Source organism: Vibrio sp. La 4.2.2 (genome assembly GCF_027586995.1).
GTDB lineage: Bacteria > Pseudomonadota > Gammaproteobacteria > Enterobacterales > Vibrionaceae > Vibrio > Vibrio mediterranei.
This window is the reverse complement of record NZ_JAPPTJ010000008.1, coordinates 60326-86229: the sequence shown is the minus strand read 5'-3', so window position 1 is coordinate 86229 and position 25904 is coordinate 60326. Positions and strand designations below refer to the sequence as shown.

General features: G+C 43.7%; 27 protein-coding genes. 9 read left to right on the top strand and 18 right to left on the bottom strand.

What is annotated here, in order from left to right; translation table 11 throughout:
• The first annotated feature begins 127 nt into the window (after window positions 1-127).
• A complete protein-coding gene (locus tag OH456_RS18550) occupies window positions 128-976 on the top strand; it encodes a GGDEF domain-containing protein (protein WP_006072625.1) in 849 nt (282 codons plus the stop codon).
• A gap of 44 nt (window positions 977-1020) precedes the next feature.
• Here OH456_RS18550 and arsB read toward each other — a convergent pair whose 3' ends face one another.
• From arsB to OH456_RS18505, 9 genes are all read right to left on the bottom strand, one after another.
• Window positions 1021-2070 (bottom strand): ACR3 family arsenite efflux transporter, encoded by a 1050-nt coding sequence (gene arsB, locus OH456_RS18545; RefSeq protein WP_270034027.1) that lies wholly within the window; start codon window positions 2068-2070, stop codon window positions 1021-1023.
• Between the two features lie 99 nt (window positions 2071-2169).
• Complete coding sequence (locus tag OH456_RS18540; RefSeq protein ID WP_050798630.1) at window positions 2170-2478, bottom strand: ArsR/SmtB family transcription factor; 309 nt, start codon at window positions 2476-2478, stop codon at window positions 2170-2172.
• Between the two features lie 131 nt (window positions 2479-2609).
• Window positions 2610-3830: an organoarsenical effux MFS transporter ArsJ gene (arsJ, locus tag OH456_RS18535; RefSeq protein ID WP_270034026.1), complete on the bottom strand. Its 1221-nt coding sequence runs from the start codon at window positions 3828-3830 to the stop codon at window positions 2610-2612.
• Window positions 3831-4016: 186 nt separating this feature from the next.
• Window positions 4017-4511 (bottom strand): cyclin-dependent kinase inhibitor 3 family protein, encoded by a 495-nt coding sequence (locus tag OH456_RS18530; protein WP_038222618.1) that lies wholly within the window; start codon window positions 4509-4511, stop codon window positions 4017-4019.
• Window positions 4512-4513: 2 nt separating this feature from the next.
• Window positions 4514-5518 carry an ArsJ-associated glyceraldehyde-3-phosphate dehydrogenase gene (locus OH456_RS18525; protein WP_038224056.1) on the bottom strand — a complete coding sequence of 335 codons (1005 nt, stop codon included), beginning with the start codon at window positions 5516-5518 and terminating at the stop codon, window positions 4514-4516.
• Between the two features lie 53 nt (window positions 5519-5571).
• Window positions 5572-5895, bottom strand: a complete 324-nt coding sequence (locus tag OH456_RS18520) for a metalloregulator ArsR/SmtB family transcription factor (protein ID WP_006072614.1) — start codon at window positions 5893-5895, stop codon at window positions 5572-5574.
• A gap of 181 nt (window positions 5896-6076) precedes the next feature.
• Complete coding sequence (locus OH456_RS18515; RefSeq protein ID WP_231892984.1) at window positions 6077-6937, bottom strand: SIS domain-containing protein; 861 nt, start codon at window positions 6935-6937, stop codon at window positions 6077-6079.
• Window positions 6938-7020: 83 nt separating this feature from the next.
• The gene (locus OH456_RS18510) at window positions 7021-8430 is read right to left on the bottom strand and encodes a glycoside hydrolase family 32 protein (RefSeq protein WP_270034025.1); all 1410 of its coding nucleotides are present in this window, start codon (window positions 8428-8430) and stop codon (window positions 7021-7023) included.
• A gap of 46 nt (window positions 8431-8476) precedes the next feature.
• Entirely contained in the window at window positions 8477-9913 is a 1437-nt protein-coding gene (locus OH456_RS18505; RefSeq protein ID WP_231892981.1) for a sucrose-specific PTS transporter subunit IIBC, read from the bottom strand.
• 215 nt (window positions 9914-10128) lie between these two features.
• Between OH456_RS18505 and rpiB the strand changes: the two genes are divergently transcribed.
• From rpiB to OH456_RS18490, 3 genes are all read left to right on the top strand, one after another.
• Window positions 10129-10581 carry a ribose 5-phosphate isomerase B gene (gene rpiB / locus OH456_RS18500; protein ID WP_038225066.1) on the top strand — a complete coding sequence of 151 codons (453 nt, stop codon included), beginning with the start codon at window positions 10129-10131 and terminating at the stop codon, window positions 10579-10581.
• A complete protein-coding gene (gene rpe / locus OH456_RS18495) occupies window positions 10574-11251 on the top strand; it encodes a ribulose-phosphate 3-epimerase (protein ID WP_006075705.1) in 678 nt (225 codons plus the stop codon). Before rpiB ends, rpe begins: the two co-directional genes overlap by 8 nt.
• A gap of 145 nt (window positions 11252-11396) precedes the next feature.
• Window positions 11397-12146, top strand: a complete 750-nt coding sequence (locus OH456_RS18490; RefSeq protein WP_006075704.1) for a metalloregulator ArsR/SmtB family transcription factor — start codon at window positions 11397-11399, stop codon at window positions 12144-12146.
• A 15-nt stretch (window positions 12147-12161) separates the two neighbouring features.
• Here the strand turns inward: OH456_RS18490 and OH456_RS18485 are convergent, their stop codons facing one another.
• Window positions 12162-12830, bottom strand: a complete 669-nt coding sequence (locus tag OH456_RS18485) for an HAD-IA family hydrolase (protein ID WP_096442808.1) — start codon at window positions 12828-12830, stop codon at window positions 12162-12164.
• A gap of 534 nt (window positions 12831-13364) precedes the next feature.
• Here OH456_RS18485 and pykF point away from each other — a divergent pair.
• Window positions 13365-14777: a pyruvate kinase PykF gene (pykF, locus tag OH456_RS18480; protein ID WP_006075666.1), complete on the top strand. Its 1413-nt coding sequence runs from the start codon at window positions 13365-13367 to the stop codon at window positions 14775-14777.
• Window positions 14778-14931: 154 nt separating this feature from the next.
• Window positions 14932-15615, top strand: coding sequence for a GntR family transcriptional regulator (locus tag OH456_RS18475; protein WP_031493684.1), 684 nt, complete (start codon window positions 14932-14934; stop codon window positions 15613-15615).
• A 471-nt stretch (window positions 15616-16086) separates the two neighbouring features.
• On the opposite strand, the gene sspB is transcribed toward OH456_RS18475, so the two are convergent.
• The 8 genes from sspB to zapE form a co-directional block, all read right to left on the bottom strand.
• Window positions 16087-16575 carry a ClpXP protease specificity-enhancing factor gene (gene sspB, locus OH456_RS18470; RefSeq protein ID WP_107307039.1) on the bottom strand — a complete coding sequence of 163 codons (489 nt, stop codon included), beginning with the start codon at window positions 16573-16575 and terminating at the stop codon, window positions 16087-16089.
• A 6-nt stretch (window positions 16576-16581) separates the two neighbouring features.
• Complete coding sequence (sspA, locus tag OH456_RS18465) at window positions 16582-17217, bottom strand: stringent starvation protein SspA (RefSeq protein WP_006075657.1); 636 nt, start codon at window positions 17215-17217, stop codon at window positions 16582-16584.
• An 88-nt stretch (window positions 17218-17305) separates the two neighbouring features.
• Entirely contained in the window at window positions 17306-18043 is a 738-nt protein-coding gene (locus OH456_RS18460; RefSeq protein WP_006075656.1) for a cytochrome c1, read from the bottom strand.
• Window positions 18040-19305 (bottom strand): cytochrome b, encoded by a 1266-nt coding sequence (locus OH456_RS18455; protein ID WP_006075655.1) that lies wholly within the window; start codon window positions 19303-19305, stop codon window positions 18040-18042. Before OH456_RS18455 ends, OH456_RS18460 begins: the two co-directional genes overlap by 4 nt.
• The gene (gene petA / locus OH456_RS18450) at window positions 19305-19895 is read right to left on the bottom strand and encodes a ubiquinol-cytochrome c reductase iron-sulfur subunit (protein WP_038224352.1); all 591 of its coding nucleotides are present in this window, start codon (window positions 19893-19895) and stop codon (window positions 19305-19307) included. The genes OH456_RS18455 and petA overlap by 1 nt, the downstream gene beginning before the upstream one ends.
• Before the next feature lie 464 nt (window positions 19896-20359).
• The gene (gene rpsI / locus OH456_RS18445; RefSeq protein WP_006075740.1) at window positions 20360-20752 is read right to left on the bottom strand and encodes a 30S ribosomal protein S9; all 393 of its coding nucleotides are present in this window, start codon (window positions 20750-20752) and stop codon (window positions 20360-20362) included.
• 15 nt (window positions 20753-20767) lie between these two features.
• A complete protein-coding gene (gene rplM / locus OH456_RS18440) occupies window positions 20768-21196 on the bottom strand; it encodes a 50S ribosomal protein L13 (protein WP_006075739.1) in 429 nt (142 codons plus the stop codon).
• Between the two features lie 202 nt (window positions 21197-21398).
• The gene (gene zapE / locus OH456_RS18435) at window positions 21399-22502 is read right to left on the bottom strand and encodes a cell division protein ZapE (RefSeq protein WP_124940279.1); all 1104 of its coding nucleotides are present in this window, start codon (window positions 22500-22502) and stop codon (window positions 21399-21401) included.
• Window positions 22503-22642: 140 nt separating this feature from the next.
• On the opposite strand from zapE, the gene zapG reads away from it, so the two are divergent.
• The 3 genes from zapG (at window position 22643) to degS (ending at window position 25890) form a co-directional block, all read left to right on the top strand.
• Window positions 22643-23101, top strand: coding sequence for a Z-ring associated protein ZapG (gene zapG, locus OH456_RS18430; protein WP_038224349.1), 459 nt, complete (start codon window positions 22643-22645; stop codon window positions 23099-23101).
• A gap of 115 nt (window positions 23102-23216) precedes the next feature.
• Window positions 23217-24584 (top strand): Do family serine endopeptidase, encoded by a 1368-nt coding sequence (locus OH456_RS18425; RefSeq protein WP_006074467.1) that lies wholly within the window; start codon window positions 23217-23219, stop codon window positions 24582-24584.
• Window positions 24585-24825: 241 nt separating this feature from the next.
• Complete coding sequence (degS, locus tag OH456_RS18420) at window positions 24826-25890, top strand: outer membrane-stress sensor serine endopeptidase DegS (RefSeq protein WP_038222997.1); 1065 nt, start codon at window positions 24826-24828, stop codon at window positions 25888-25890.
• The last annotated feature ends 14 nt before the right edge of the window (window positions 25891-25904 follow it).

Below are 25904 nucleotides of genomic sequence, written 5' to 3'. Positions count from 1 at the left end.
ATCAACAAGAGGATGTGCATCACAGTTCTTATGCTGGGAGCATGCTAGAAACGGCTGAAAAAACGATAACGACATCGACCGCTTTTCAGCTGTAGGAAGATCGGACTTACTTGAGTGAGATTTAGCAGTGACAGATTTGACATATCACCAAGCGAATGAACTATTTCGCCATTTTCCGGGGTTTCTGTCGATTAGAAATTCGTCCCACGAATACGTCTATATTAATGATAAATTTAATGTCTGGTTGCGCCAGTATACCGACATCAACCCAATAGGGATGACGGCAAACGCGCTAGCTCAAGTGGTTCCTGAAAATGTAGCCAATATGCTTCAAGAATGTCATGACGCGAGTATCGATTATATTGAGTCCGGCCAATGCATTCCAAAAATCGTTAAGTTTCAAAGCTTACATTCCACTTTTTACTACAATGTGCTGAAGTTTAAAGTCGACATTGAAGGCGAGTCTTTCATCTATACCACCAGCTTCGATGTTTCTGAACTGCATCAAGAAGCAAAGTTCTTCGAAAAGAAAGCGTATACCGATCCATTAACTAAACTGCGAAACCTGACTTATCTCAGTTCGATTCGCTGGAAAAAAGGATTCTGCGTCGTTATTGACCTCGATAACTTTAAACAGATTAACGATAACTTGGGTCATAGTGAAGGCGATTTGGTTCTACTTAGGTTCGCACGTTGCTTACGACAGAGCTTTTCTGATAAGGATGTGATTGTTCGATATGGTGGGGATGAGTTTGTAGTTTTAACGCACTATGAAAATGAAGACACATTAAAGCAATCTATAAGCAAACTGCATCGCTTATTTATTGATGACTTCCAAGCCTACCCTGAGCTTTGCCACAGTATCGGCTATTCGGCATTCCAGTCCAGTTTACGAATCACTTTGAAGAAAGCCGACCTTGCCATGTACCAAAGTAAGCACGATAAACGCGCAAAAAAGCCTAAAGTCCTATTATAAAAAAGCTGAGCCTAATGCTCAGCTTTTCACTTTTATTTTTGGCGCTAGTAGCGTTTTTTCATTTTCAATGTGAAGTTCACTAAGGCAATCAGCACTGGCACCTCAATCAGAGGACCAATAACCCCCGCGAATGCTTCAGGTGAATTCAAGCCAAATACGGCAATAGCCACGGCGATGGCCAGTTCAAAGTTATTACCCGTCGCGGTATAGGCAATTGACGCATTCTTATCGAAAGGAACACCCATCTTCTTAGCAACAAAGAAACTCACAAAGAACATCATAAAGAAGTAGATCGTAAGTGGAATCGCTACGCGTACTACTTGCATTGGTAGTTCAACTATCATCTCACCTTTAAGGCTGAACATCAGTACGATGGTAGCCAGTAGTGCGATTAACGTCATCGGTGAAACCTTAGGAATAAAGGTCTCGTTGTACCATTGCTCTCCTTTCTTCGCGACTAAGATCTTGCGACTTAAAAATCCAGCCAAGAAAGGAATACCTAGGTAAATCATTACACTTTCAGCGATATCACCCATTGAGATATCCACGACCTGCCCCTGGAAACCAAATTTTGGTGGCAACACCGTAATGAATAACCAAGCAAGGAAGCTATATGTGATAATTTGGAATACGCTGTTCAGTGCGACTAAGGCTGCGCCGTATTCTTTGTTACCACCACCAATGTCATTCCATACTAGTACCATAGCAATACAACGAGCTAGACCAATTAAGATGACACCTGTCATTAAGCTGGGTTCATCACCCAGAAATGTCAGTGCCAGCACAAACATAAGAATTGGGCCAACCAGCCAGTTCATAACCAATGAAAGTGTCACAGCCTTTTTGTCTTGGAGCACACTGCCCATCAGGCCGTAGTTCACTTTCGCCAATGGCGGGTACATCATCAGTATCAAGCCAATGGCGAGAGGGATATTAGTGCTACCCACCGTCATTGACTCATTCAAGTTCTCAATCTGGCTCGGAAATGCAACTCCCAGAACCACCCCAATTCCCATCGCCAAAAAGATCCATAAAGTAAGAAAGCGATCAAGGAAGCCCAGCTTTTTCGGTTGTTGCATAGCTAACTCGGACATGTTAACTCTCCAATATCGTCAATCGTCGAATAACGATTAAATTATAGTAATAAAAGTCGGCAATGCCGACTCAATAATCAAAGAATGATAGAAGTTTGCTTAATCAAAGGCTGATTGTGTTAGACGCGCAAAGTCACTGAGTGCCTCTCTCTGGATTCGATAACACACCTTCGGTGGCATCGGCTCAGCACTAATAAAACCGGCGACTTTAAGTATACGTAAATGCTCAGATACCGTTGATTGAGCGAGACCCAATTGAGAAACTAGATCGCTGTTTAAACAACCACCGGCTCGTTCTAGGTCTGACAGAATTCGTAAGATACGAATACGAGCAGGATGGGACAATGCCTTAGCTTGTGCCGCCAGCGTTTTCTCTTGGACCAGTTGCTCATCTGATGCAATGAACATTTCAGTATTATCAACTGTACAATTCGTCACACTCTACCCTCTATCGTATTTTGACGATAAATATACGCCTGACATAAAAAAGAGTCAATCGTCGTTTAACGATTAACTCTTTAAAGTGGATATTTTATGACTTACTGAGCGATCGCTTTCGGAGCACCAGGTAGGCGGATCGAAATGATGGTCGTGAGCACAAGGAAGGCAAAAGAGACCCACATACATGCTGCAAGACCAGCAACTTGGAATACCCAGCCAGACAACACAGTGCCAATTAAACGTCCCATCGCATTAGCCATGTAGTAAAAGCCTACATCCATGGAAACTCCATCACCTTTGGCATAGCTGACGATCAGATAGCTATGGAGCGAGGAGTTTACTGCAAAGATAGCGCCGAAAATCAATAATCCAACCACAATCACAGCCTGTGGGTACCATTGCATTTGAACACAATAAGCGATTATGCCAGTCACGGCCGCAAGTGCTAATGCCCACCACATTGCTGCACTGCCATCGGGCACCTTTCCTTGGGCTTTGCCCGTGATTTTTGGGGCAATGCCTTGAACAAAGCCATAGGCAATTACCCACGTAGCCAGAAAACCACCGACTAATGTATGATCCCAACCGAACACTGAACCAAGGTAAATAGGTAATGCCACGACAAACCAGACATCACGAGCACCAAATAGGAACATGCGTGCCGCTGACAGAATATTGATGCTCTCCGATTTAGAGAAAATCTGCTTAAACTTAGGCTTCGCTTTCGCTTTACCCATATCACTTTCTAGGCTAAGTACGCTGCCGATAAACACCAAACTAAGCACAGCTGCCATGGCAGCAACGGCATATTGGAAACCGAGCACAGAGAGCAGTAATCCACCGATAAAGAAGCCGGCCCCTTTCAGTGCATTCTTAGAGCCAGTTAGAATCGCCACCCACTTGTAGAGTGCACCTTGCTGTTCGTCAGGCACTAACGTCTTAATGGCGCTCTTCGCACTCATTTTATTCAGATCTTTGGCGATTCCAGATAGCGCTTGTGCAGCCATCACCCAAGGGATGGTTAGCCAGACACTCGGCACGGCCAACATCAACAAAGCGAAGATCTGCATCCCAAGGCCGATATTCATGGTTCGATTTAGCCCCAAGCGAGCCCCAAGCCAGCCACCAATTAAGTTAGTGACAACACCAAAGAACTCATAGAACAAAAACAGAGAAGCAATAGCTAAGGTGCTATAACCTAGATCATGGAAATACAGCACCACCAACATGCGTAGCGCACCATCAGTAATAGTGAAATTCCAGTAGTTAAAAGTGACCAGCATATACTGGCGAACGCTTTTGTTAAGGTTAGACAACATAATTCTTCTGCCTGAGTAGGGTTTAATTACTCGTGTAAAGTTGAGTGACTTGCGTAAAACAGAGCTACTCAGTAAAGCAACGTCATCCCTGCTCAAGCAGGGGTCTACCCAATTACTGTTTCAGCGAAAACGAGGCTCCCGCTTTCACTAATACAATAATTAGGATAGAAGTTAAACTAGCGACAACTAGAACGTCGCCGCTAACTTCTCTACATAGTCGATTTGTGGCTGTTTGGTAAATGCGCCTGGACGTAATGCCTGCACTTCACGGCGAATCGTCTCAAGATCCCAACCTTTTTCTAGCAGCAAATTGGCCGCTAGAAGACCAGTGCGTCCGGAACCACCCATGCAGTGCATTGCAATCTTTTCACCCGCCTCAACCGCTTGATGTAATTCTGGCGAAATTGCTTTCCAATCCGCTGCAAATTCAACACTTGGCGCGCGATCATCTTCAATCGAAGTTTGAAACCATTTGATTCCTAATGACCTTGCTTTTGCACCAAGCTCTGCAACTCCTGCTTCCGCCATCTCGTGATTATCGAGAGCCGTCACGATCACAGTCACACCTTGAGTTTTAAGTTGCGCTAATGAATCATCCAGAGACACATCTTTAGTACCAGGACAAGGCGTTAATACAAGCGCTGCGTTATCTACTTTAAGTTCCCATGTTGGATGCATCATCATTACCCCGCTAGACCGACTTTACGAACCAATTCTGCAGTGCGCGTTGCATAGCCCATTTCATTGTCATACCACGCATAGATTTTCACCATACGAGAGCCGACCACCATTGTAGATTGAGCATCGACAATCGTTGAGCGCTGGTCACCTTTATAATCGATGGACACCAATGGTCGTTCTTCAAAGCCAAGAATTCCCTTCAGCTCACCCTCTGACGCTTCTTTCAGTAGCGCGTTAACCTCTTCTGCAGTGGTGTCACGTTTAACGTCAAATATAATGTCAGTCAAAGATGCATTCGCTAACGGGACACGAACAGCGTGGCCATTAATCTTGCCCTTAAGCTCTGGGAAAATCTCAACGATAGCAGTTGCACTACCTGTCGTTGTTGGAATAAGGCTCATACCACAGGCGCGAGCACGACGTAGATCTTTGTGTGGTGCATCTAGGATAGTTTGCGTATTAGTCAGGTCATGAATCGTAGTAAACGATGACTGCTCAATACCCAATTTTTCGTGAATCACTTTCACAACTGGTGCAATACAGTTAGTCGTACACGATGCTGCGGTAACAATACGATGTGCTTCAGCGTCGAAAATATCGTCGTTAACACCGACGACAATATTAGCAATACCGGCTTCTTTCACTGGCGCAGAAACCACAACACGCTTAACGCCTTGATCTAAGTATTTGTTCAAGAATTCAGTTTTGCGGTGCACACCTGTTGCTTCAATCACCACATCACAGTCAGACCAATCGATCGCGTCGATATCGCGCTCTTGCGTGGTTTTAATGCGTTTACCATCGATGACAAGCTCATTACCTTCGACTGTAACACCATGATGCCAGGTACCTTGAACTGAATCGAATTCAAGCAGGTGACCTAGTGTGGTTGCATCGCCTGCGACATCGTTGATCAATACAAATTCTAATTCTTGCCAATCGAAAGCAGCACGCAGCGCCAAACGACCAATTCGACCAAATCCGTTAATACCTACTTTAATAGCCATAACTCAATCTCTTAATTACTTAATACATTCGGTGATGAACTAACGCCTAATACCTACTTAGAAGGTGGCACAAGTTCGTTAAAGTTTAGTTGATAAGCGCTTTGCAAGCAGTTCGATTGCTCAAGCCCTTTCAAGGTTCTGTATAACCAGCCTGGCAGCCCTTCCGCCAAGCTATAAAAAACATGCTGCCCTTTACGAGTATCTTTTAGTACACCAGCTTGCCTTAACATTGCCAAATGTCTTGAGACTTTTGGTTGGCTCTCTTCCAAGGCCTCAACAAGACTATTCACACAGACTGATTCATTCGCAGACACCCACAACAAGGTTCGGATACGTGTTTCATCAGACATCAATTTGAAAAACTCATGTGGAAGCATAGTTAAATACTCATATATGGATATGCGTATATATTAATTTTTACATACTAAGAGTCAAGGATCTTTTTGACCTGTCATAAAATCTTCATAATTAAATGGATAGGGATACATAGAAAAGCCCATCAACTTCTTACGGTCGATGAGCTCAGTTGGCAGAATAAACTATTTATTTAACAAAAATTTAGCGATGTAGCCGTTCTACTGCTCTGATGGTTTTGCTCAAGCTCTCTTCCGCTAAAGATGGCATTTTGCTTGCCATGGTGGCATACAAGCTGTCGATCATCGCCAATTTAACCAAACGTGCAGTGCCGTTTTTGCCAAGTACAGGCTCAGGCGACGCTGGGGCATAAAGTGGGATATCCGACAAGGATGACAGCTCTGCGTGATAGTTATTGGTAATAGAAATCACGGTCGCACCAGACTGTTTTGCCTGACGCACAGCATCCATGAGATCAACCGTCTGGCCAGAGTGAGAGACCACCAATACAACGTCTTGGTCTGTCATAATGCTCGCTGACATCAGCATTAAGTGACGATCTTTAGGCACCGATGATTTAATACCAATACGTAGCAGCTTATGCTGAAAATCTTCACAGATGATGCTTGAACCACCAACTGCAAAAAGCTCGATATTTCGAGCCTTTAGCAGGGCCTCTGCAGCCGCATCGACCATGCTTACATCCACAAAATTGAGGATCTCAGTTAGGGCATTTATGGAGTTTTGCAGTACCTTTGACACAATCTTCTCGGCGCTATCATCAGGCAACAAACGCTCACTTGGCGCATAGGACTGAGTTTCGCTCTGCGCATATAACGACTCTTTCAGCTGTTTAAAGCCGCTAAACCCCAACTTCTTCGATACTTTGACAATCAGCGCCGGAGAGACGCTTAATCGTTCGGCAACCTCATTTATCGAGGTCGACTTTTGCAAAAAATGCGGCTGCAAAAAGTTTTCCGCTATCGACTGTTCCGTCTTAGTCAGCGACGGCATCATCATACGTATATTGGGGATTACCTGATTCGAGTTCACAACTTTCAACACAGCTCTCAAAGTATTTCCTTCATTATAACCCTAAAACTACTGGATTTTCTGCACCTGTCGGTGACGAGTGTGCACTTGAATCGCTAAACTTCTAATGTCCAATGCTGGTAGCTGACTGCTTTATAACTTTCGAACCGGAAACCACATTGCAGCTCACTGCTACTTGCTTGTCCAAACAATCGACTGGTCATTACAGCTTTTCCATCATTGATAAAGACTTCAACGCATGAGTGGTCACGCATCAGCTGCAACGAAGAGGCTTTTCCCTTCCATGCTCTATCTTCCCATAAACCTGTTTTAAGGTTCTTTCGTCGAGTTGTGATACTCGAAGGCGTGACTAACAGTGATAAGTCGTCGGACAGCTCAATCGTGATAGTGGCTCCGTCAATATCTTGCAGCAACAATTCTGCACTTAATCCAACCAAAGAGGTGGATAAGCAGGTGCCCGATTGTGGGTTGCGGCGCAACGTCGTCAATTCTTCAACAGGTTGTTGTAACAGCTCACCGTTGAGAATGGTTAATCTGCGCGGGCAGGTCATTTGGTGAATCCAACCATATTCAATAGTTGGTTGATAAGGTTCAAACTCATCCGGTTTGCCCATCCAACCAAACAAAATACGACGTCCCTTGTTATCTTCGAAGGTTTGGGGCGCATAGAAATCGAACCCGTGGTCCATCAAACGGCTGCCAGTAGCGTTGTAAAGCGCTTGATGGTAATCGAGCTCACCCAAAGTGACCTCAACATCAAATGTTTCTGTCGCTTTGCCTTCTATATCTATCCAAGTCTTTGGACAAGTAATCATGACATCGCAACCATCAAGAGCAAAGAGATCTGGACACTCCAGCATAAAGTTAGCATCTTGCTTGCCGTTAATGTCAGTACCGTAAATGTCACCACATTTCTCCCACTGATACAGGTCAGTAGAACGATACAGAATCACCACGCCACGCCGCTGCAGATCTTCTGCTCCAAGCACCATGTAATAATGATTGCCACGTTTCCAAACTTTAGGATCGCGAACATGACCGCTATAACCATCAGGCAATGACAATACCGGCCCAAGTTTAGTTACCGTGCCCTGCTCATCTAGCTGTGCTCTACATTGATAGGCAGTTCGACCACCCTCTGGGTATTTAACATTACCGGTGTAAAACAGCTCAAGCTTACCATCGACTTCAATAGCGGAACCGGAATAACAACCCGATATCTCATAGTCTTCAGTCGGTGCCAAGGCTAAGGGTTTATGTTGCCAATGGATAAGGTCTGAAGACGTTGCTAGCCCCCAAGCCTTTGCACCATGTTCACATTTGAGTGGGTTCCACTGATAAAACAAATGGTATTCACCATTAAAAAACGACAAGCCGTTGGGATCATTCAATAAACCAACACGTGGAGCGAAGTGCCACACTGGACGATATGGATCATGCTCTCCATGTTTAGGGGCATTAAGCAAAGATTGGATGGTTCGCAGGAAATATTGAGAATCTGTCATAAAAACTCCAAAGCCTCCCATTAAGGGAGGCTTATCATTAAATCGCTTATTTCTTTTCAAGCATCTTGTCAGAGAAGCCCATGGTGTAAGTCAACGAGAACGCCACACCACAACTTACCGCGTGAACGAGTAAGTAAGAGAGAATCTGACCATCTAAATAAAGTAGCGTGCCTGGGATAACGGTTACTGCCATACCGCTCGCTGCTAGACCAAGAATTTGCGCCACAAAACCACCAGCAGCACCACCAACTAGGGCGAATACGAATGGACGATAGTAACGAAGGTTCACACCAAAGATTGCTGGTTCAATAATGCCTAGGAAAGCAGATACCGTTGATGGGAAACACAGCGCTTTAAGCTTCTTACTCTGCGTCTTCATACCAACTGCTAGACACGCTGCACCCTGAGCTGAGATAGCACCAGTGATAAGTGCGTTGAAAACGTTGCTACCTTCGTTCGCTAGTAGCTGGATTTCTAGCAGGTTAAACACGTGGTGAACACCAGTGATAACAATCAAATCCCACACGAAACCGATAATCAGACCACTCAAGCCAAATGGTAGGTCAAGCAAGTACTTAGTTGCCTCTACCATAGTCACTTCAACGATGTGGAACAATGGACCTACAGCAAGAAGTGCAACAGCACTCATAATAAGCAGCGTTAGGAACGGAGTCATCACCAAATCAAACGCTTCTGGCATGATTGAGCGAATGCGGCGTTCCAACTTCGCGGTTAGGAAACCTGCAATAAATGCTGGAATAACAGAACCTTGGTAACCAACGACTGGAATAAAGCCAAAGAACATCAATGGATTTGCTTCACCGAAACCAACCGCCCATGCATTAGGTAATGCAGGAGAAACCAGCATTAGACCAAGCACCAAACCTATCAATGGAGTCCCTCCGAATACGCGGCTTGCCGACCAAGCCACCATCGCAGGTAAGAAAATAAACGCCGTATCCGTGAGAATTTGGGTATAAAGGATAAAGTTTGCAGGGATAGAATCAGGCGTTAGGCCAAATATAGCCAACACTTCAGGTCGCGTCACAAGTCCACGAAGCCCCATGAACAATCCTGTTGCTACCAAGGCAGGTATCAGTGGGACGAATACATCACTGAATGTGCGAATCGCTCGTTGTAGCGCCGTACCTTGTTGGTTTGCTGCTTGTTTAATTTCTGACTTTGAAGACGTCGATAAATCGAGATTCTGAACCGCTTCAAACACACGGTTAACCGTCCCAGTTCCGAAGATAATTTGGTACTGACCACTGTTAAAGAACGCGCCCTTTACCTTGTCTGTATCTTCAATCCTCTCTTTATCGATTTTGGCTTCATCCGCCACCATCACACGTAAGCGTGTTGCACAGTGCGCAACCGATACTATGTTTTGTTCACCGCCTAACGAGTTAACCAACTCTTCTGCAATCAACGAATAAGACATCATTTCATCCTGCGATTTGTTTATTGAGTAATTGCTTTTCAATCTATCACCCCTTTACGTGCTAGACGACGATCTTTATCACAAAATAAATTATTTTATGAAATTTGCACTATTGTGAATTTTATTGTGAATTTTTAATCCTCTATTTTTCAATTGCTTATATTATTATTGGCGATTTTAATGAAATTTAAATATTTACAGGAGTGAATTTTATCGTAAAATTAAAGCCATATTCATCGGTTAAGGTACAGACAAACATGATCATTTCTATTGGTTGTGACCACGTAGGTTTCGAACACAAAGCTCTCGTTATTAGTCACTTAGAACAAAAAGGTCATCAAGTGATCGACTTAGGTGCTCAATCTGCCGAGCGAACAGACTACCCTCAATACGGCAAAGCGGTTGCAAACTCAGTAATTTCAGGTCAAGCCGAGCGCGGTATTTTGATTTGCGGTACAGGTGTTGGCATTTCGCTAGCCGCTAACAAAGTTCCAGGAATTCGCGCAGTGGTTTGCAGCGACCCATACACCGCCCAGCTTTCTCGCGAGCACAACGACACCAACATTCTTTCGTTTGGCTCTCGCGTCGTAGGAATTGAGCTCGCTAAAATGATTGTAGACCGTTGGCTAGAAGGTGAGTTTGAAGGTGGCCGTCACCAGAATCGTATTAACCAAATTGCTGACATCGAAAAGGAGCTCACTCATGGCTAAGTTTTGTCCTTCAATGATGTGTGTGGATTTCTCTAAATTACCTCAAGAGTTGGCTGAGCTAGAGAAAGCCAAAGTAGATATGCTTCATATTGATGTAATGGATGGACACTTTGTTCCTAACTTCGCCCTAGGCCCGGAAGATATTAAGGCTATCCGCAATACAACCGATATTGAATACGATGTGCACCTAATGTTGTCCAATCCAGATCAGTACATTGATATGTTTGCTGATCTCGGTGCAAGCCTAATGTATGTTCATGCGGAGGCACCACCGCACCTACATCGTACGCTTGGTAATATTCAAGCTAAAGGTATTAAATCAGGTCTGGCTATCAATCCAGGCACACCACTGAGTGTGATTGAAGATGTACTTGATGTCACAGACGTAATTTTGGTGATGTCAGTTAACCCAGGATTTGCGGGGCAGAAGTTCATTGCCAATGCTTTCAATCGAATTGATCGCATTATTGACATGATCAACAAACAAGGTACCGATACTAAGCTGGCTATTGATGGTGCGATCAGCCCTGAAGTCATCGATTTGCTTAAGGATAAAATCGAATACTTTATCCTTGGTACTGCTGGCTTATTTGGTAAACCAACTAGTTATGCGGAAACCATGGATAACTTGAGAGCAATTGCAGATGGCAAGCTAGCCACCGCAGCTTAACCCCTACTTTAAAACCGCTCCTGCTATAAAACTCGCGTATAGCTTGATAAGACCTTTCAATGATGAAAGGTCTTTCTTTAGCTGCAAATAACTCTCATAATATTGCCTGTAACCACACCGTGATGCTCAATCTCTTGAGGAAACCATGACTAAAAAGATTCTCTTTGTCTGCCGAGGCAATTCAGCACGTTCGCAACTAGCGGAAGCGATTATAAATCGCGATTATGCTGAGTTTTATCAAGCCTTTAGTGCAGGGAGCAGTCCAAGTCAGGTTGACGCAAGAACAATATCGACATTAAACGATGCAGATTTTCCTACCGATGAACTGTATTCAAAGTCCATCGACGAGTTTAAAGACACGCATTTTGACTATGTAATTACGCTCTGCTCTTCAGCGAAGCGTGAATGTGGTGTATTCGAGAACACTGAAGAAAGTATTTATTGGGATCTTCCTGCGCCAACGTCACTCTCTGATATCTCCTTCGAAGCGTCTTTATATGATCTGCAAAAGCGCATCGACTTGTTTGTTACCGTTCATCAACCGACTAACGATTTAGATTTTGATCCTTTAGTACTACATAAGTGCTTAGGCGATCAGACTCGCCTCATGATCACTTTATTGATCTTTACAGAGGTTGAATTGAGTGTTGGGGAGCTGTGTGAAGCATTACAAGAATCACAGCCTAAGATTTCCCGAGCGCTCGCAGTACTCAGAAATTGCGGGATCGTTTCAGATAGAAGAAAAGGTCAATGGGCGTTTTACTCCATTTCAGGCAAACTACCACTATGGGCAATCGACATTCTAGACGCATCTGTGGTCAGTATGAGAGGAGCATTAGTGGCGGCTAATCAGCTACTCAACCAATCGACCATCCGCCCAGAAAAACATAATTAGCCACTCATTTTCGTATCATCGAATAAAGGTCAGCAGTTGGTGCATTTCAGTAATGCTATGTAAATATGAGCTATTGATTGTGGTCTCTTTATGCGGTTCGGCATGGGAAAAGTACAACGTGGTTACATTGGCTTCAACGCCAGCTTGAATGCCAACCAGAGAATCATCTATGAATAAACACTCTTCTGAGCTCACTTGCATTTTGTCCATCACGTAGTGCAACAGTTTGGGATCGGGCTTCCATGCATTGGCATCCAAAGCACTGAAGACAGTGCCTTCAAAGTACTGGTCTAGTTTAGCCAGCGGCAACGTAAACGCCATCTTTTCATGGGGAGCATTTGATGCGATACATACCGCAATATTATTCGCCTTCAGCTCATCCAATACTTCATAGACACCATCGATAACCGTTAATTGTTCAGCAAACAGCTCCTTACAACGCAGTCGATAGTGGCTAATAAGTTTAGCTAAACCATCATTAGCAAGCTTGGAGTTGTCGTCGACCAGTGCCCCGAAGATCTTTTCCAGTTTCACGCCTTGAAACTGATCTTTGACATCATCATAGTTTACCTCGACGCCAATACTGCTTAGCACCTCTACAATAGCTTGCAAACACAAACGTTCACTATCGATCAGTGTTCCATCACAATCAAAAATCACGCATTTGATTCTCTTTGATGCCATATTTTATTTCACCACCTGATTTCAGTCTGTTGTCTTCGAACAACAAATCGCCATAAAAAGCACACAATATCATCAGGGTTTATTGGCTTCAATGAAGGAAGAACTTGTACCGTATGGACTACTATTTTGAAAAAAAGTTACCAAATGGTGCCCATTCATCCGGATTATTTATTTTGATCCAAAAATTAAATACTAAGCGCCGAAACCTTGCTCTAAAACAAGTTATGCACAGTGAAATCTGATCAATTCGGTGGTAGAATTCGTGCCCGAAAAGAAAAAAAATTACAGAATTAGCGGTTATTTTTTTGCAATCTTACTGAAATATAGTGGATTAGCTCAAAAAAAGTGGCCTAGAAAGCGCCTCAGTTGGTCATAAAATGACTAAACTTGTTGAAAGACTTTCATTTCTAGAAGAAGCAAAATAGGCAAGACATTTGATAGCTCATGTGAATTATTTATGGGCATCCCTAGCCTTCTAGAGAGACTAATACTAACTTTCAAATTGTAATAATATTTACCCGGAGAGTATCTTCCATGAAAAAGACCAAAATCGTATGTACGATTGGCCCTAAAACTGAATCAGTAGAGAAGCTAACTGAACTAGTAAACGCAGGCATGAACGTTATGCGTCTTAACTTCTCTCACGGTGACTACGAAGAGCACGGCACTCGTATTGCTAACTTCCGTGAAGTTATGGCAAACGTTGGTAAGCAACTTGCAATTCTTCTAGACACTAAAGGTCCAGAAATTCGTACTATCAAACTAGAAGGCGGCAATGACGTTGATCTAGTAGCTGGTCAAGAATTCACTTTCACAACAGATATCTCTGTTGTTGGTAACAAAGACACTGTTGCTGTTACTTACGCTGGTTTTGCACAAGACCTTTCTGCTGGTAACACTATCCTAGTAGACGACGGTCTAATCGAGATGGAAGTTATCTCTACTACTGAAACTGAAGTTAAGTGTAAAGTTCTTAACAACGGTGCTCTAGGCGAAAACAAAGGTGTTAACCTACCGGGCGTTTCTGTTCAGCTTCCAGCTCTATCTGAAAAAGATAAGAACGACCTAAAATTTGGTTGTGAGCAAGGCGTTGACTTTGTTGCAGCTTCTTTCATTCGTAAAGCTTCTGACGTTAAAGAAATCCGTGACGTTCTAAACGCAAACGGTGGCGAGAACATCCACATCATTTCTAAGATCGAAAACCAAGAAGGTGTAGATAACTTCGACGAGATCCTAGAGCTTTCTGACGGTATCATGGTTGCTCGTGGTGACCTTGGTGTTGAAATCCCAGCTGAAGAAGTAATCTTCGCTCAGAAAATGATGATTGAGAAGTGTAACCGTGCTCGTAAGACAGTTATCACTGCAACTCAAATGCTTGACTCTATGATCAACAACCCACGTCCAACTCGTGCTGAAGCGGGTGACGTTGCGAACGCAATCATGGACGGTACTGATGCAGTAATGCTTTCAGGTGAGACAGCTAAAGGTAAATACCCTGTTGAAGCGGTAACTATCATGGCTCAAATCGCTAACCGTACTGACGGCGCACTAAAAGCTGAGCTAGGTTCTCGTCTAGACAGCCCACGCCTGCGCATCACAGAAGCAGTATGTAAAGGTGCAGTAGACACAGCTGAGAAGCTAGCTGCTCCACTAATCATCGTTGCTACTGAAGGTGGTAAGTCTGCACGTTCTGTACGTAAATACTTCCCAACAGCAAGCATCGTTGCGCTAACAACTAACCCTAAGACTGCTGCACAGCTAGTTCTTACTAAGGGTGTTCGCCCAGTTCTTGTTGATTCAATCGACAGCACTGATGAGTTCTACAAAAACGGTAAAGAGTACGCTCTAGAGTCTGGTTTTGGTAAGAAAGGCGACATCGTAGTAATGGTTTCTGGTGCTCTAGTAGCTTCAGGCACAACTAACACAGCTTCTGTTCACGTACTATAATTCTTACAGTACATTCAGAACATCTATAAAAAGAGGGCATACGCCCTCTTTTTTTTATAATTATCTTGCCCAATTTTTCAACACGCTGTACTATCCTTACGTTTTTACAACACAGCATACTGCTGAGTTGCTTTTAGGTAATTCTATTAAGTTAATGAGGTGCATTGTGTCTAGCCCAACTTTGACAGACAAAGTAGCGAAGCTAATCTGTCAGGATATTCTTTCCGGAGAGCTTAAACCAAACCAAAAGCTGGTTGTTGCGGAGCTTAAAGAAAAATATAACGTAGGAGCATCCCCTATCCGAGAGGCACTAATTCAGCTTTCGTGGATTAAGTACGTAAAGCTTGAACCGCAAAAAGGATGCTGGGTTGCACCTGTTTCTAAGGTCGAACTCTACGACCTATATGAAAGCCTCAAGGTTGTGTCCTCTGTGTTACTAGAAAAATCAATCAAAGAAGGCAGTGAAAGCTGGGAGCTGGAAATACTGACTGAGTTCCATAAGCTATCGCGCTTTAAGTTCCAAGCAGAAAACTTCAATTGGCAAGAGTGGGAAGAGCGTCAAGAAGCCTTCTACAGTTCTCTATTAAGTGGTTGCTTCTCTAAGAACATGCTTGAGTTTTTTAGCGATATTATCAGGCAGGTTAAACGTTATCGACGTATCTCGTTAACCCATTCACCAAAAAACTTCTCACAGCTATTCAACCTCGATGAACATGAGAAGATCATGAAGCTAACGCTAGACAAAGATCTTGATGGTGCGAAACAGCAACTTGCTGAACAGCTATATCGAATGATGAAAGAGATTGAGTCAACGGTTGATGAGATAGAAATGGCATAAAAAAATCGGGGCTAGCCCCGATTTTTACCATCCAAAAAACTCTTTGTGGTGCGTATTCAATAGTAGCACCATAGGCAAAAAGTATAATGCACTCAGCTTAATACCTAAAACAACGAGAGTCCCAATGGTAAGTCTTACCAAAAAGTGATTGTACATAACGAACCTCTACCACCCAACTATTTGACATCCTTGATATATTTTGTCAAAAACTTGAAGAATTCCGTTCTTGAAATAAGAAAAAGTGTTTGTAAAAAAGTGTGACCTATATTCAAGAACTGGTAGTTTACTGATTATTCCTTTTAGGTCAAGTTTTAACCAGCGTTAGACTTTAGTCTAATACAGTGGCACGCATTTTTCACGTCTCAAGATGAAGACTCATAAGATGTAGAGGCGATAGTTAGGGCTTTAGATGTTGATTCTTGAGGTATAAAAAAAGCTGCAATCACTTGCAGCTTTTTTTCATTCTAACGTCTATTTTACCACACGAAGACTAGGACGGCCTTTCGGCTTTGGTGGCTCATCATCGCCATCAGGTGAGTTTATTTCAGACTCAGTAACTTCCGGTTCAGATGCGACAGACAAGCCAGAAACTGGTGTTGCCTCAGTCGTCTCCTCTTCCTCAATCGAAAGATAAGCATCTTCTGGCTCAAACATTGTTCCTGCACCATTCTCACGAGCATAAATAGCTTGTACAGAATAGAGAGGCACGATGACCGAGTGTGGTCGACCACCAAATCGAGCATGGAAGGTAATCGCTTCATTGCCCAATTCGAGTTGACCTACTGCTCTAGGAGCAATATTCAGGATGATTTGACCATCTTGAATAAACTCTTGAGGAACGCGAACACCAGGCAACATTGCATCGACAACAATATGTGGTGTTAGATCATTTTCCACCAGCCAATCATAGAATGCGCGCAGCATGTATGGTCGGCGAGGTGTCATTTTTTCAATATCCATGGTCACTTAGCGAACCAAACGCATCTCACGTTCAGCTTCAGTCAGTGAAGCAAGGAATGAATCACGTTCAAATACACGATTCATGTAAACTTTGATCTCTTTAGATCCAGGACCAATTAGCTCGATACCCATTTCAGGTAAGCGCCATAGTAGTGGTGCTAGGTAGCAATCGATCAAGCTGAATTCTTCACTCATGAAGTATTCGTACTCAGCAAAAATCGGTGCAAGAGTCAGAAGATCATTGCGTAGTTTATTGCGAGCCGCCTCAGATTCTTCTGCAGAACCTTTCATAACTTTCTCCGCAAGCGTGTACCAGTTACGCTCAATACGGTAGATCATTAGTCGGCTATTACCACGTGCAACTGGGTAAACAGGCATAAGTGGTGGATGAGGGAAACGCTCATCAAGATATTCCATAATGATCTTTGAATCGTAAAGGGCTAGCTCACGATCAACCAAAGTAGGAACGGTCTTATATGGGTTTAGCTCAGCAAGCTCAGCAGGGATGTTCATTTCATCCACTAACTCAACTTCAACACTGACACCTTTTTCTGCTAGAACGATTCGAACCTGGTGGCTATATAAATCGGTAGCACTTGAGAAAAGAGTCATCACAGAACGTTTATTGGCAGCTACAGCCATGGAGCCCTCCGGGATACTTACAAAAAAACAATGGAGGCAACGCCTCCATTGTGAACAAATTTGGAATTAGCGCGAGATTATAGCACAATTAGTGAACATCACGCCAATACTCTTTCTTGAGCAACACTACGACAATAGTGAAGATGACTAGGAAACCCATCACCCACCAACCTAGCGCATGACGCTCAAGTTTCACTGGGTCACCAGAGTATTCTAGGAAGTTCACCAAGTCTCGAACGGCATCATCATACTCACTCGAACTCAGTTCACCGCGGCCATCAGTTTCTGTACCAACAACCACTTGGACTTCTTGACCATCAACAACTTGTGTCTCATAGATTGGAGTTGGAATGCCTTGAAGCTCTTCAAGAACGTGTGGCATACCTACGTTCGGGAACGTAACGTTATTCACGCCAAACGGACGGCTTGGGTCCACATAGAATGAACGCAGATAGGTATATAGCCAATCAACACCACGAACACGTGCAACAAGTGTTAGATCAGGTGGCGCAGCACCAAACCAAGCCGCAGCTTGCTTCTGTGGCATTGCATTCACCATCAAATCACCAATCTTCGCTTCGGGGTCGAAAACAAGGTTTTCTTTTGCGAGGTCTACTGGGATACCTAAGTCATTCGCGACACGCTCATAACGTTGATATTGCGTTGAGTGACATGCAAAGCAGTAGTTCATAAACAGCTTAGCGCCATTTTGAAGTGATGCTTGGTCACTAAGATCGTTGTTTGCTTTATCTAGATGTACATTACCACCAGCAGCTAGCGCTAGAGATGGTAGCAATGCGAAAAGTACTACAATCCACTTTTTCATTTGAAAGTCACCCTCTCTGGTAATGGCTTAGTTTTTTCATTCTTACTGTAGAAGTACAACAGAACGAAGAACATGAAGTAACCTAAACTGAAGATCTGAGCCAGCAGCGTATACGTTGGTGTTGCAGGTAGCGCACCAAGAATACCCAAAGCAATGAAGCTGATGGTGAACTGGATGATGTTCAGTAGGTGAATCTTACTTCTGTAGCGATAAGAGCGTACTTTACAACGGTCGAACCATGGCAATAGGAATAGGAATACAATCGATAGTCCCATTGCAACAACACCTAGTAACTTGTCCGGTACAGCACGAAGAATCGCGTAGAACGGGGTGAAGTACCATACAGGAGCAATATGCTCAGGCGTTTTCAGAGGGTTTGCTGCTTCAAAGTTAGGTGGCTCAAGGAAATAGCCGCCCATTTCTGGATTGAAGAACAACACGTAACAGAACAAGAAGAAGAAACCTGCGATACCCACCATATCCTTAACAGTTCCATAAGGGTGGAATGGAATGGAATCGATGATGTCATATTTCTTGCTGTAGTAATCGTGGAACTTAAACTGCGTCTTATAATCGTCGCCCATTGTGCCTTTCGGTAGCTTAGTCTCGATACCATCAGGGTTGTTCGAACCCACTTCGTGAAGTGCTAAAACGTGTAAAACGATAAGAAGAAGTAGCACGATAGGCAGAGCAATAACATGCAGAGCAAAGAAGCGGTTGAGCGTCGCTCCAGAGATGATGTAGTCACCACGAATCCAAAGAGTAAGGTCGTCACCAATAACAGGAATCGCACCAAATAGTGAGATAATAACCTGAGCACCCCAGTATGACATTTGTCCCCATGGTAATAGATAGCCCATGAAAGCTTCTGCCATTAATACTAGGAAGATGAGCATACCGAATACCCACAGTAGTTCACGAGGCTTTTGGTATGACCCATAAATCAGACCACGGAACATGTGAAGATATACGACAACAAAGAATGCTGAAGCACCCGTAGAGTGCATGTAACGAAGTAGCCAACCGTATTCCACATCACGCATGATGTATTCAACAGATGCAAATGCACCTTCGCCAGAAGGTACGTAGTTCATAGTTAGCCAAATGCCTGTAAGGATTTGGTTAACCAGGACAAGCATGGCTAGAGAGCCAAATAGATACCAAAAATTAAAGTTCTTTGGCATCGGGTATTCAGATAAATGCTTTTTATAAGCATTCATTGCTGGTATACGTTTTTCTACCCAATCAAGTAACGCTTGCATTATGCATCCCCCTCATCAACACCAATGAGTATTTTCGTGTCACTCAAATACATATGTTTAGGGACCACTAGGTTAAGTGGCGCAGGAACACTCTGGAATACACGTCCCGCCATGTCGAACTTAGAACCGTGACATGGACAGAAGAATCCAGAACGTACACCTTGAACTTGTTCACTAAAAGTGTCTGGTAGATAAGTAGGTGAACATCCTAGGTGGGTGCAGAAACCGACGGCAACAAAATACTCAGGTTTAATTGAGCGGAATTCATTTTGTGCATATTCAGGTTGCTGTTCTTCAACAGATTTAGGATCTCGTAACTGACCATCGATAGTAGTCAGGTTGTCCAAAACTGATTGAGCTCGACGTACGATCCAAACGGGCTTACCCTGCCATTCGACACGGACCATTTGGCCTTCTTCGAGCTTACTGACTTCCACCTCTACAGGGGCACCAGCAGCTTTAGCTTTGGCACTTGGGTTCCAAGATTTAATAAAAGGAACGGCGACTGCAGCTGCCCCCAGACCACCAACAACCGCAGTTGTAGCAGTTAGGAAACGCCTGCGACCGTTATTTAAAGGCGCATTGCTCATCCAACATTTCTCCCATTTGCTCCTTTGGGTCAATACCGAGCGAATCCAAGTTGCTCTTTCATGTTAAATAACCTTACGGGGAACCATTCCTTGGGTTATTTTCCTTGAATTGAACGAGCCAAATCTAGTTTATTATTTTGGCTACTTGAGTCAGCTCAGACATCGATTCCGACCAGCAGAGCATGGCTAACAAAGTACAAATTTTTGTTGTATTTATTTGATAGCAAATGATAAAGAAAACCCTACTTTTTGACAAGATAAAGCTACCTTTTCGTAACATCTATAGCAGGAAATCGCTTGCTAGTTCACAAAAGGGAGGAAAAGGACAGTCTGTTATGAGGAGTTGAGCAATTTTCAGAGGTTAGATAAACGCAATAAACAAAAAAGCCCAGCCATAAGGCTGAGCTTTTTGATCCACAATCCAGTCGAAACTGGAAAGCATAATCTTCTCGATAAGGAGAAAATTAACGCTTAGAGAACTGTGGACGACGACGTGCTTTACGTAGACCAACTTTCTTACGCTCAACGCAACGAGCGTCGCGAGTAACGTAGCCAGCTGCACGTAGAGCAGGACGTAGAGTCTCATCGTATTCCATTAGCGCGCGAGTGATACCGTGACGGATAGCACCTGCTTGACCAGAAATACCGCCACCTTTAACAGTAACGAATAGGTCTAGCTTCTCAGTTAGTTCAGTTAGCTCAAGAGGCTGACGAACTACCATGCAAGAAGTTTCGCGACCGAAGTAAGTTTCTAGATCACGCTTGTTAACTACGATGTTGCCAGTGCCTGGTTTGATGAAAACACGAGCAGCTGAGCTTTTGCGACGGCCAGTGCCGTAGTATTGATTCTCTGCCATTTTCGAAATCCCCGATTAGATGTCTAGTACTTGTGGTTGTTGAGCAACATGGTTGTGCTCAGCGCCAGCGTAAACTTTAAGCTTACGGTACATAGCACGGCCTAGAGGACCACGTGGTAGCATACCTTTAACCGCTAGCTCAAGAGCCATTTCAGGCTTACGATCAATCAGCTTTTCGAAAGTGATTGATTTTAGGCCACCTGGGAACTCAGAGTGACGGTAGTAAACTTTGTTTTTAGCCTTGTTACCAGTTACAGTAACTTTCTCCGCGTTTACAACGATGATGTAATCACCAGTGTCAACGTGTGGAGTGTATTCAGCTTTATGTTTGCCACGTAGGCGAGATGCAATTTCACTTGCTAGACGGCCAAGAGTTTTACCTTCAGCGTCTACAACGTACCAGTCGCGTTTTACAGTTTCTGGTTTAGCAACGAAAGTTTTCATGCTAATAATAACCCGTTAATTAAATTTACACTTAAGGAGCTTTCGCTCCCACTGTCTAAGAGCCCATACATCACCCCTTCGAGTGTTGAAACTCTCGGCTATTTGTTTCAAAGAAACTAGCCTGCAGTAACGGTGGGTCGCAGGATTATAGAGAAGCTCGAAGAAAAAATCATCTATTTTTTGGACAAAATTGGCAAAAACCTCAAGCTAAGTGCTCTGATGCCAAATAGTCATGGCTTTGCATTTCCGTTAATCGCGAAATACAGCGCTTAAATTCAAACTCCAGCTGACCTTTAGTATAGATATTCTCAAGGGCTACCTCAGCAGAAATGATAAGTTTTACCCTTCGCTCGTAAAATTCATCAACTAAGGCAATAAAGCGCCTCGCCGCATCATCTAACTTGGCATCCATCTGCTTAACATCAGCCAGCAATACAGTGTGATAAATTCTCGATATCTCGATGTAATCATTTTGGCTGCGCATGGTTTGACAAAGCTGTGCAAAACTGGCGTAGAGTACATCATCGGCAGAGGCAATCACTTCGATGTCTCGATGATTAATCTCTATTGATTGCTCTTGAACTCGATCCTCTGTTACTAACTGACCAAAATAACGCTTTAGATTGGCATGCGCAGCGGCATCTAACGGGTAATGATAGATCTCTGCCTGTTCTAATGTTCTCAAACGGTAATCAATACCACTATCGACGTTCAGTACATTACAGTTTTTCTGAATCATAGTAATAGCAGGAAGGAACCTTGCTCGCTGCAAACCGTTTCGATATAGGTTTTCTGGCGGAATATTCGACGTCGCTACCAGTACAACACCACGCTTAAATAGAGCTTGCAACAAAGTGGCTAGAATCATGGCATCCGTAATATCAGAAACATAAAACTCATCAAAGCAGATGATTTTCGCTTCAGAAGCAAACGTATCTGCGACCTGTTCTAGAGGGTCTTGCACATCACCTAAGCGCTTTAGCTCATCATGAACTCGATACATAAAACGGTGGAAATGAACTCGCATCTTTTGAGACGTCGGCAGACTGTCGAAAAATGCGTCCATTAAGTAGGTTTTCCCTCGACCTACCCCACCCCAAAAGTATAACCCTTGTGGCGGAGTAGCTTGCTCGGGGGATTTTCCTAGCAGCTTCTGCATCATACTTAACGCAGGGGCTTCGAAGTTCAAATAATCGACGTACTCATGATGCAAACGGTCTAAGGCTTCAACGGCAGCCCTCTGCGCGGGGTCGCTTTGGAAACCATTTGTTTCAATATCATTATTGTATTTTTCTATGGGCGTCATGGATAACTCGCAACACTGATCCAACTGTTATTATTAGCGTATTTTGCTTTATTGGCTTGAATTCTCATAGTAACATGGCTAAACGACGTGTGTAACCGCTTGGTAACGCACATGTTAATAAACATTATAAAGGAGCTGTTATGCCTTGGATATATGCCATTGTCGGCTTGCTAGTTGGTGCTATTCTAGGAATTGTGATTTCTCGACTGACTACTCCACAATACAAGAAACAAAAGACCATCCAAAAAGACCTTGAGTCCGCGAAGTTTGCACTGGAGCAACAGCGTCAAGAATTGTCTGATCATTTCGCACAAACCGCTGAAATGCTTGATACATTGGGGAAAGACTACACTAAGCTTTATCAACACATGGCGAAGACCTCTTCGGAGCTGCTGCCAAACCTACCCGAGCAAGATAACCCGTTTGTCAAAAAGATTGCTGAACACAATGTAGAAACGATAAACGATGTTAACACTACAGAAGAACCGCCAAAGGATTACGTTAATGGCGCGACAGGACTTCTTAGAGAAGAGAAGAAGGAAGTGATTGAAGCTCCAGAAGCTGTCTCACAAGAGCCCGTCACCGCTAAAGCTTCGTAACATCCTCATCTATTGGCCAGCAATTACACAAATTGCTGGCTAATTCACCACCCCAAGTGAACTTTATAGAATTCGTTGAGTCATAACCCTTACTGATCCATAGAGGAGTTTTATGATGAAAAAACCATTGCTTGCATTAACTGTTCTATCGTTAAGCTTGAGTTCAATCATCGCCCCACTACCTGCAACCGCTGCTTTACCTTTATCTGTCGATGGCGAACAGCTTCCAAGCCTTGCTCCTATGCTAGAGCAAGTTACGCCCGCAGTTGTTAGTATTGCTGTTGAAGGTACTCAGGTTTCCCGTCAAAGTTTGCCTGAGCAATTCCGTTTTTTCTTCGGCCCTGACTTCCCAACCGAGCAATTACAAGAAAGGCCTTTTAGAGGGTTAGGATCTGGTGTTGTCGTAGATGCGGACAAAGGCTATATCGTTACTAACTATCACGTCATCAATGGCGCAGAAGATATCCGCGTTAAACTTCATGACGGTAAAGAGTACGATGCTGAACTTGTCGGTGGTGATGAAATGTCAGATGTAGCGTTACTAAAAGTTGATGGCGCTAAAAACCTCACAGAAATCAAAATTGCCGACTCAGATCAGCTGCGCGTCGGTGACTTTACGGTAGCAATCGGTAACCCGTTTGGGTTGGGTCAAACTGTTACCTCTGGTATCGTCTCTGCATTGGGTCGTAGTGGACTGAATCTAGAAAATTTTGAGAACTTCATTCAAACCGATGCCGCAATTAACAGTGGTAACTCTGGTGGCGCATTAGTGAACCTGAAAGGTGAACTCATCGGTATCAATACCGCGATCCTTGGCCCTAACGGCGGTAACGTCGGGATAGGCTTCGCAATCCCTTCAAATATGATGAAGAACTTAACCGAACAAATCATCGAGTTTGGCGAAGTAAAACGCGGCATGCTGGGAGTTCAAGGTGGAGAAGTCACTTCGGAACTTGCGGAAGCACTAGGTTACGATTCCAGTAAAGGTGCTTTCGTAAGTCAAGTTGTCCCTGACAGCGCAGCAGATAAAGCTGGACTTGAAGCGGGTGACATCATTGTGTCTGTTAACGGTAAGAAGATCTCGACCTTCAGCGAGCTCCGAGCCAAAGTGGCAACGCTTGGTGCTGGTAAAACAGTTAAGCTCGGCATTATACGTGATGGCAAAGAAAAATCCTTTAATGTCACCCTTACTGAAGCTGCTAAAACCATTACCAAGGCCGATAAACTTCATGAAGGGCTAACAGGCGCGGAATTCGCAAACACTGATAAGAGCGACCCTGTTGAAGGGGTCAAAGTGAAATCGGTAGCGGAAGGGTCTCCAGCTGCTCAATATCAACTTGAGCAAGGCGATATCATTATCGGAGTGAACCGTACTCGAGTGAAGAATGTTGGCGAACTACGTAAGATACTTGAGAAGAAACCTGGTGTTTTAGCTCTCAATATCCAGCGTGATGACCGAAGCATTTACTTAGTTGTACGCTAGAAGCTCACAAAATTGTAAATTCTAAGTGAAAGAGCAGCTCTGATTAGGGCTGCTCTTTTATTATTTAAGTTTTAAATGATATCCTCTGGCTTTATAGCTGTCGTTTCATGTACACGAGTTTTTTAGTTAATATCATGAAATTAACTCGTTTGAGTCGCCTCTCAATACTATGCTTGCAAAGTAGAAGTCATTGAAAGAACACGTTAACGACATCGGTTTTTGCGTTTGAATAGAGGAAATGATGCTGAATTTTCTAATCCGATCGGTATCTATGGGTCTAGTAACCGCACTATTAGTACTATTGGCCGTCCCTTCTCTAAGACAGAACATCATACCTCAAAACTTGACTGCTCAACCTGCAGACAATAGTAGCCTACAGATTTCATTTAACCAAGCTGTGCGTAAAGCCGCTCCTGCGGTTGTGAATATCTACAGTCGACAGTATAAAGAAAATGACCGCACCACTCTATCCACACAAGGACTGGGATCTGGCGTTATTGTTAGCGACAAGGGCTACATCATTACCAACTATCATGTGGTCGCGAATGCCGACCAAATCATAGTCGCGCTGCAAGATGGCCGAGTGGCAGCAGCACAACTGGTTGGTAAAGATCAACGCACGGATATTGCAGTTCTGCGCATTGAAGGTGGTAACCTACCCGTAATCCCACTCAACCCCAATTATTCCCCTAAAGTTGGCGATGTTGTCTTAGCGATTGGTAACCCTTATAACCTGGGACAAACCACTACTTTTGGTATTATTTCGGCAACAGGACGCTCTTCTATTAGTGCCGGTGGAATTCAAGCGTTCATCCAGACAGATGCAGCGATAAACCAAGGTAATTCAGGTGGCGCTCTAGTCAACACACTTGGTGAGCTAGTTGGCATTAATACGGCTTCTTTCCAACAAGCAACCGACCTTGAAACCTATGGTATTTCTTTTGCAATTCCTTACCAGTTAGCCAGCAAAATCATGGAAAAGATTATTGCCGATGGTCGAGTGATCCGTGGCTATATTGGTATCGATGGGCAGGACATTAACTCGGTAACCGCTCGGTTACTAGGAAATGAACATATTGGCGGTATTATTGTTCTTGGCTTAGACCCTGAAGGCCCAGCGGCAAAAGCAGGAATCAAAGTTCAAGACATCGTCCTCATGATAGATGGCAACAAACTCAATGGACGTCAGGGAGTGCTAGATTTAGTAACAGATCTAAGACCTGGCACCACCGTTGACGTTAAGCTACTTCGTGATGGCAAAGAGCTTACCGTACCTGTTACAGTAGGCGAAGATACTCGCGAGTAAAAGGGATTCGTTTA

Excerpts from the sequence above, each read along its gene's own strand:
- rpsI (WP_006075740.1), bottom strand. The coding sequence starts at position 20,752 with ATGGCAGAGAATCAATACTACGGCACTGGCCGTCGCAAAAGCTCAGCT.
- OH456_RS18475 (WP_031493684.1), top strand. The coding sequence starts at position 14,932 with ATGAGGTGCATTGTGTCTAGCCCAACTTTGACAGACAAAGTAGCGAAG.
- rpiB (WP_038225066.1), top strand. The coding sequence starts at position 10,129 with ATGATCATTTCTATTGGTTGTGACCACGTAGGTTTCGAACACAAAGCT.
- arsB (WP_270034027.1), bottom strand. The coding sequence starts at position 2,070 with ATGTCCGAGTTAGCTATGCAACAACCGAAAAAGCTGGGCTTCCTTGAT.
- OH456_RS18490 (WP_006075704.1), top strand. The coding sequence starts at position 11,397 with ATGACTAAAAAGATTCTCTTTGTCTGCCGAGGCAATTCAGCACGTTCG.
- OH456_RS18525 (WP_038224056.1), bottom strand. The coding sequence starts at position 5,518 with ATGGCTATTAAAGTAGGTATTAACGGATTTGGTCGAATTGGTCGTTTG.
- sspA (WP_006075657.1), bottom strand. The coding sequence starts at position 17,217 with ATGGCTGTAGCTGCCAATAAACGTTCTGTGATGACTCTTTTCTCAAGT.
- OH456_RS18510 (WP_270034025.1), bottom strand. The coding sequence starts at position 8,430 with ATGACAGATTCTCAATATTTCCTGCGAACCATCCAATCTTTGCTTAAT.
- zapG (WP_038224349.1), top strand. The coding sequence starts at position 22,643 with ATGCCTTGGATATATGCCATTGTCGGCTTGCTAGTTGGTGCTATTCTA.
- OH456_RS18530 (WP_038222618.1), bottom strand. The coding sequence starts at position 4,511 with ATGATGCATCCAACATGGGAACTTAAAGTAGATAACGCAGCGCTTGTA.
- OH456_RS18460 (WP_006075656.1), bottom strand. The coding sequence starts at position 18,043 with ATGAAAAAGTGGATTGTAGTACTTTTCGCATTGCTACCATCTCTAGCG.
- OH456_RS18425 (WP_006074467.1), top strand. The coding sequence starts at position 23,217 with ATGAAAAAACCATTGCTTGCATTAACTGTTCTATCGTTAAGCTTGAGT.
- pykF (WP_006075666.1), top strand. The coding sequence starts at position 13,365 with ATGAAAAAGACCAAAATCGTATGTACGATTGGCCCTAAAACTGAATCA.
- petA (WP_038224352.1), bottom strand. The coding sequence starts at position 19,895 with ATGAGCAATGCGCCTTTAAATAACGGTCGCAGGCGTTTCCTAACTGCT.
- OH456_RS18540 (WP_050798630.1), bottom strand. The coding sequence starts at position 2,478 with ATGTTCATTGCATCAGATGAGCAACTGGTCCAAGAGAAAACGCTGGCG.
- OH456_RS18455 (WP_006075655.1), bottom strand. The coding sequence starts at position 19,305 with ATGCAAGCGTTACTTGATTGGGTAGAAAAACGTATACCAGCAATGAAT.
- rplM (WP_006075739.1), bottom strand. The coding sequence starts at position 21,196 with ATGAAAACTTTCGTTGCTAAACCAGAAACTGTAAAACGCGACTGGTAC.
- OH456_RS18485 (WP_096442808.1), bottom strand. The coding sequence starts at position 12,830 with ATGGCATCAAAGAGAATCAAATGCGTGATTTTTGATTGTGATGGAACA.
- degS (WP_038222997.1), top strand. The coding sequence starts at position 24,826 with ATGCTGAATTTTCTAATCCGATCGGTATCTATGGGTCTAGTAACCGCA.
- rpe (WP_006075705.1), top strand. The coding sequence starts at position 10,574 with ATGGCTAAGTTTTGTCCTTCAATGATGTGTGTGGATTTCTCTAAATTA.
- OH456_RS18520 (WP_006072614.1), bottom strand. The coding sequence starts at position 5,895 with ATGCTTCCACATGAGTTTTTCAAATTGATGTCTGATGAAACACGTATC.
- zapE (WP_124940279.1), bottom strand. The coding sequence starts at position 22,502 with ATGACGCCCATAGAAAAATACAATAATGATATTGAAACAAATGGTTTC.
- sspB (WP_107307039.1), bottom strand. The coding sequence starts at position 16,575 with ATGGATATTGAAAAAATGACACCTCGCCGACCATACATGCTGCGCGCA.
- arsJ (WP_270034026.1), bottom strand. The coding sequence starts at position 3,830 with ATGTTGTCTAACCTTAACAAAAGCGTTCGCCAGTATATGCTGGTCACT.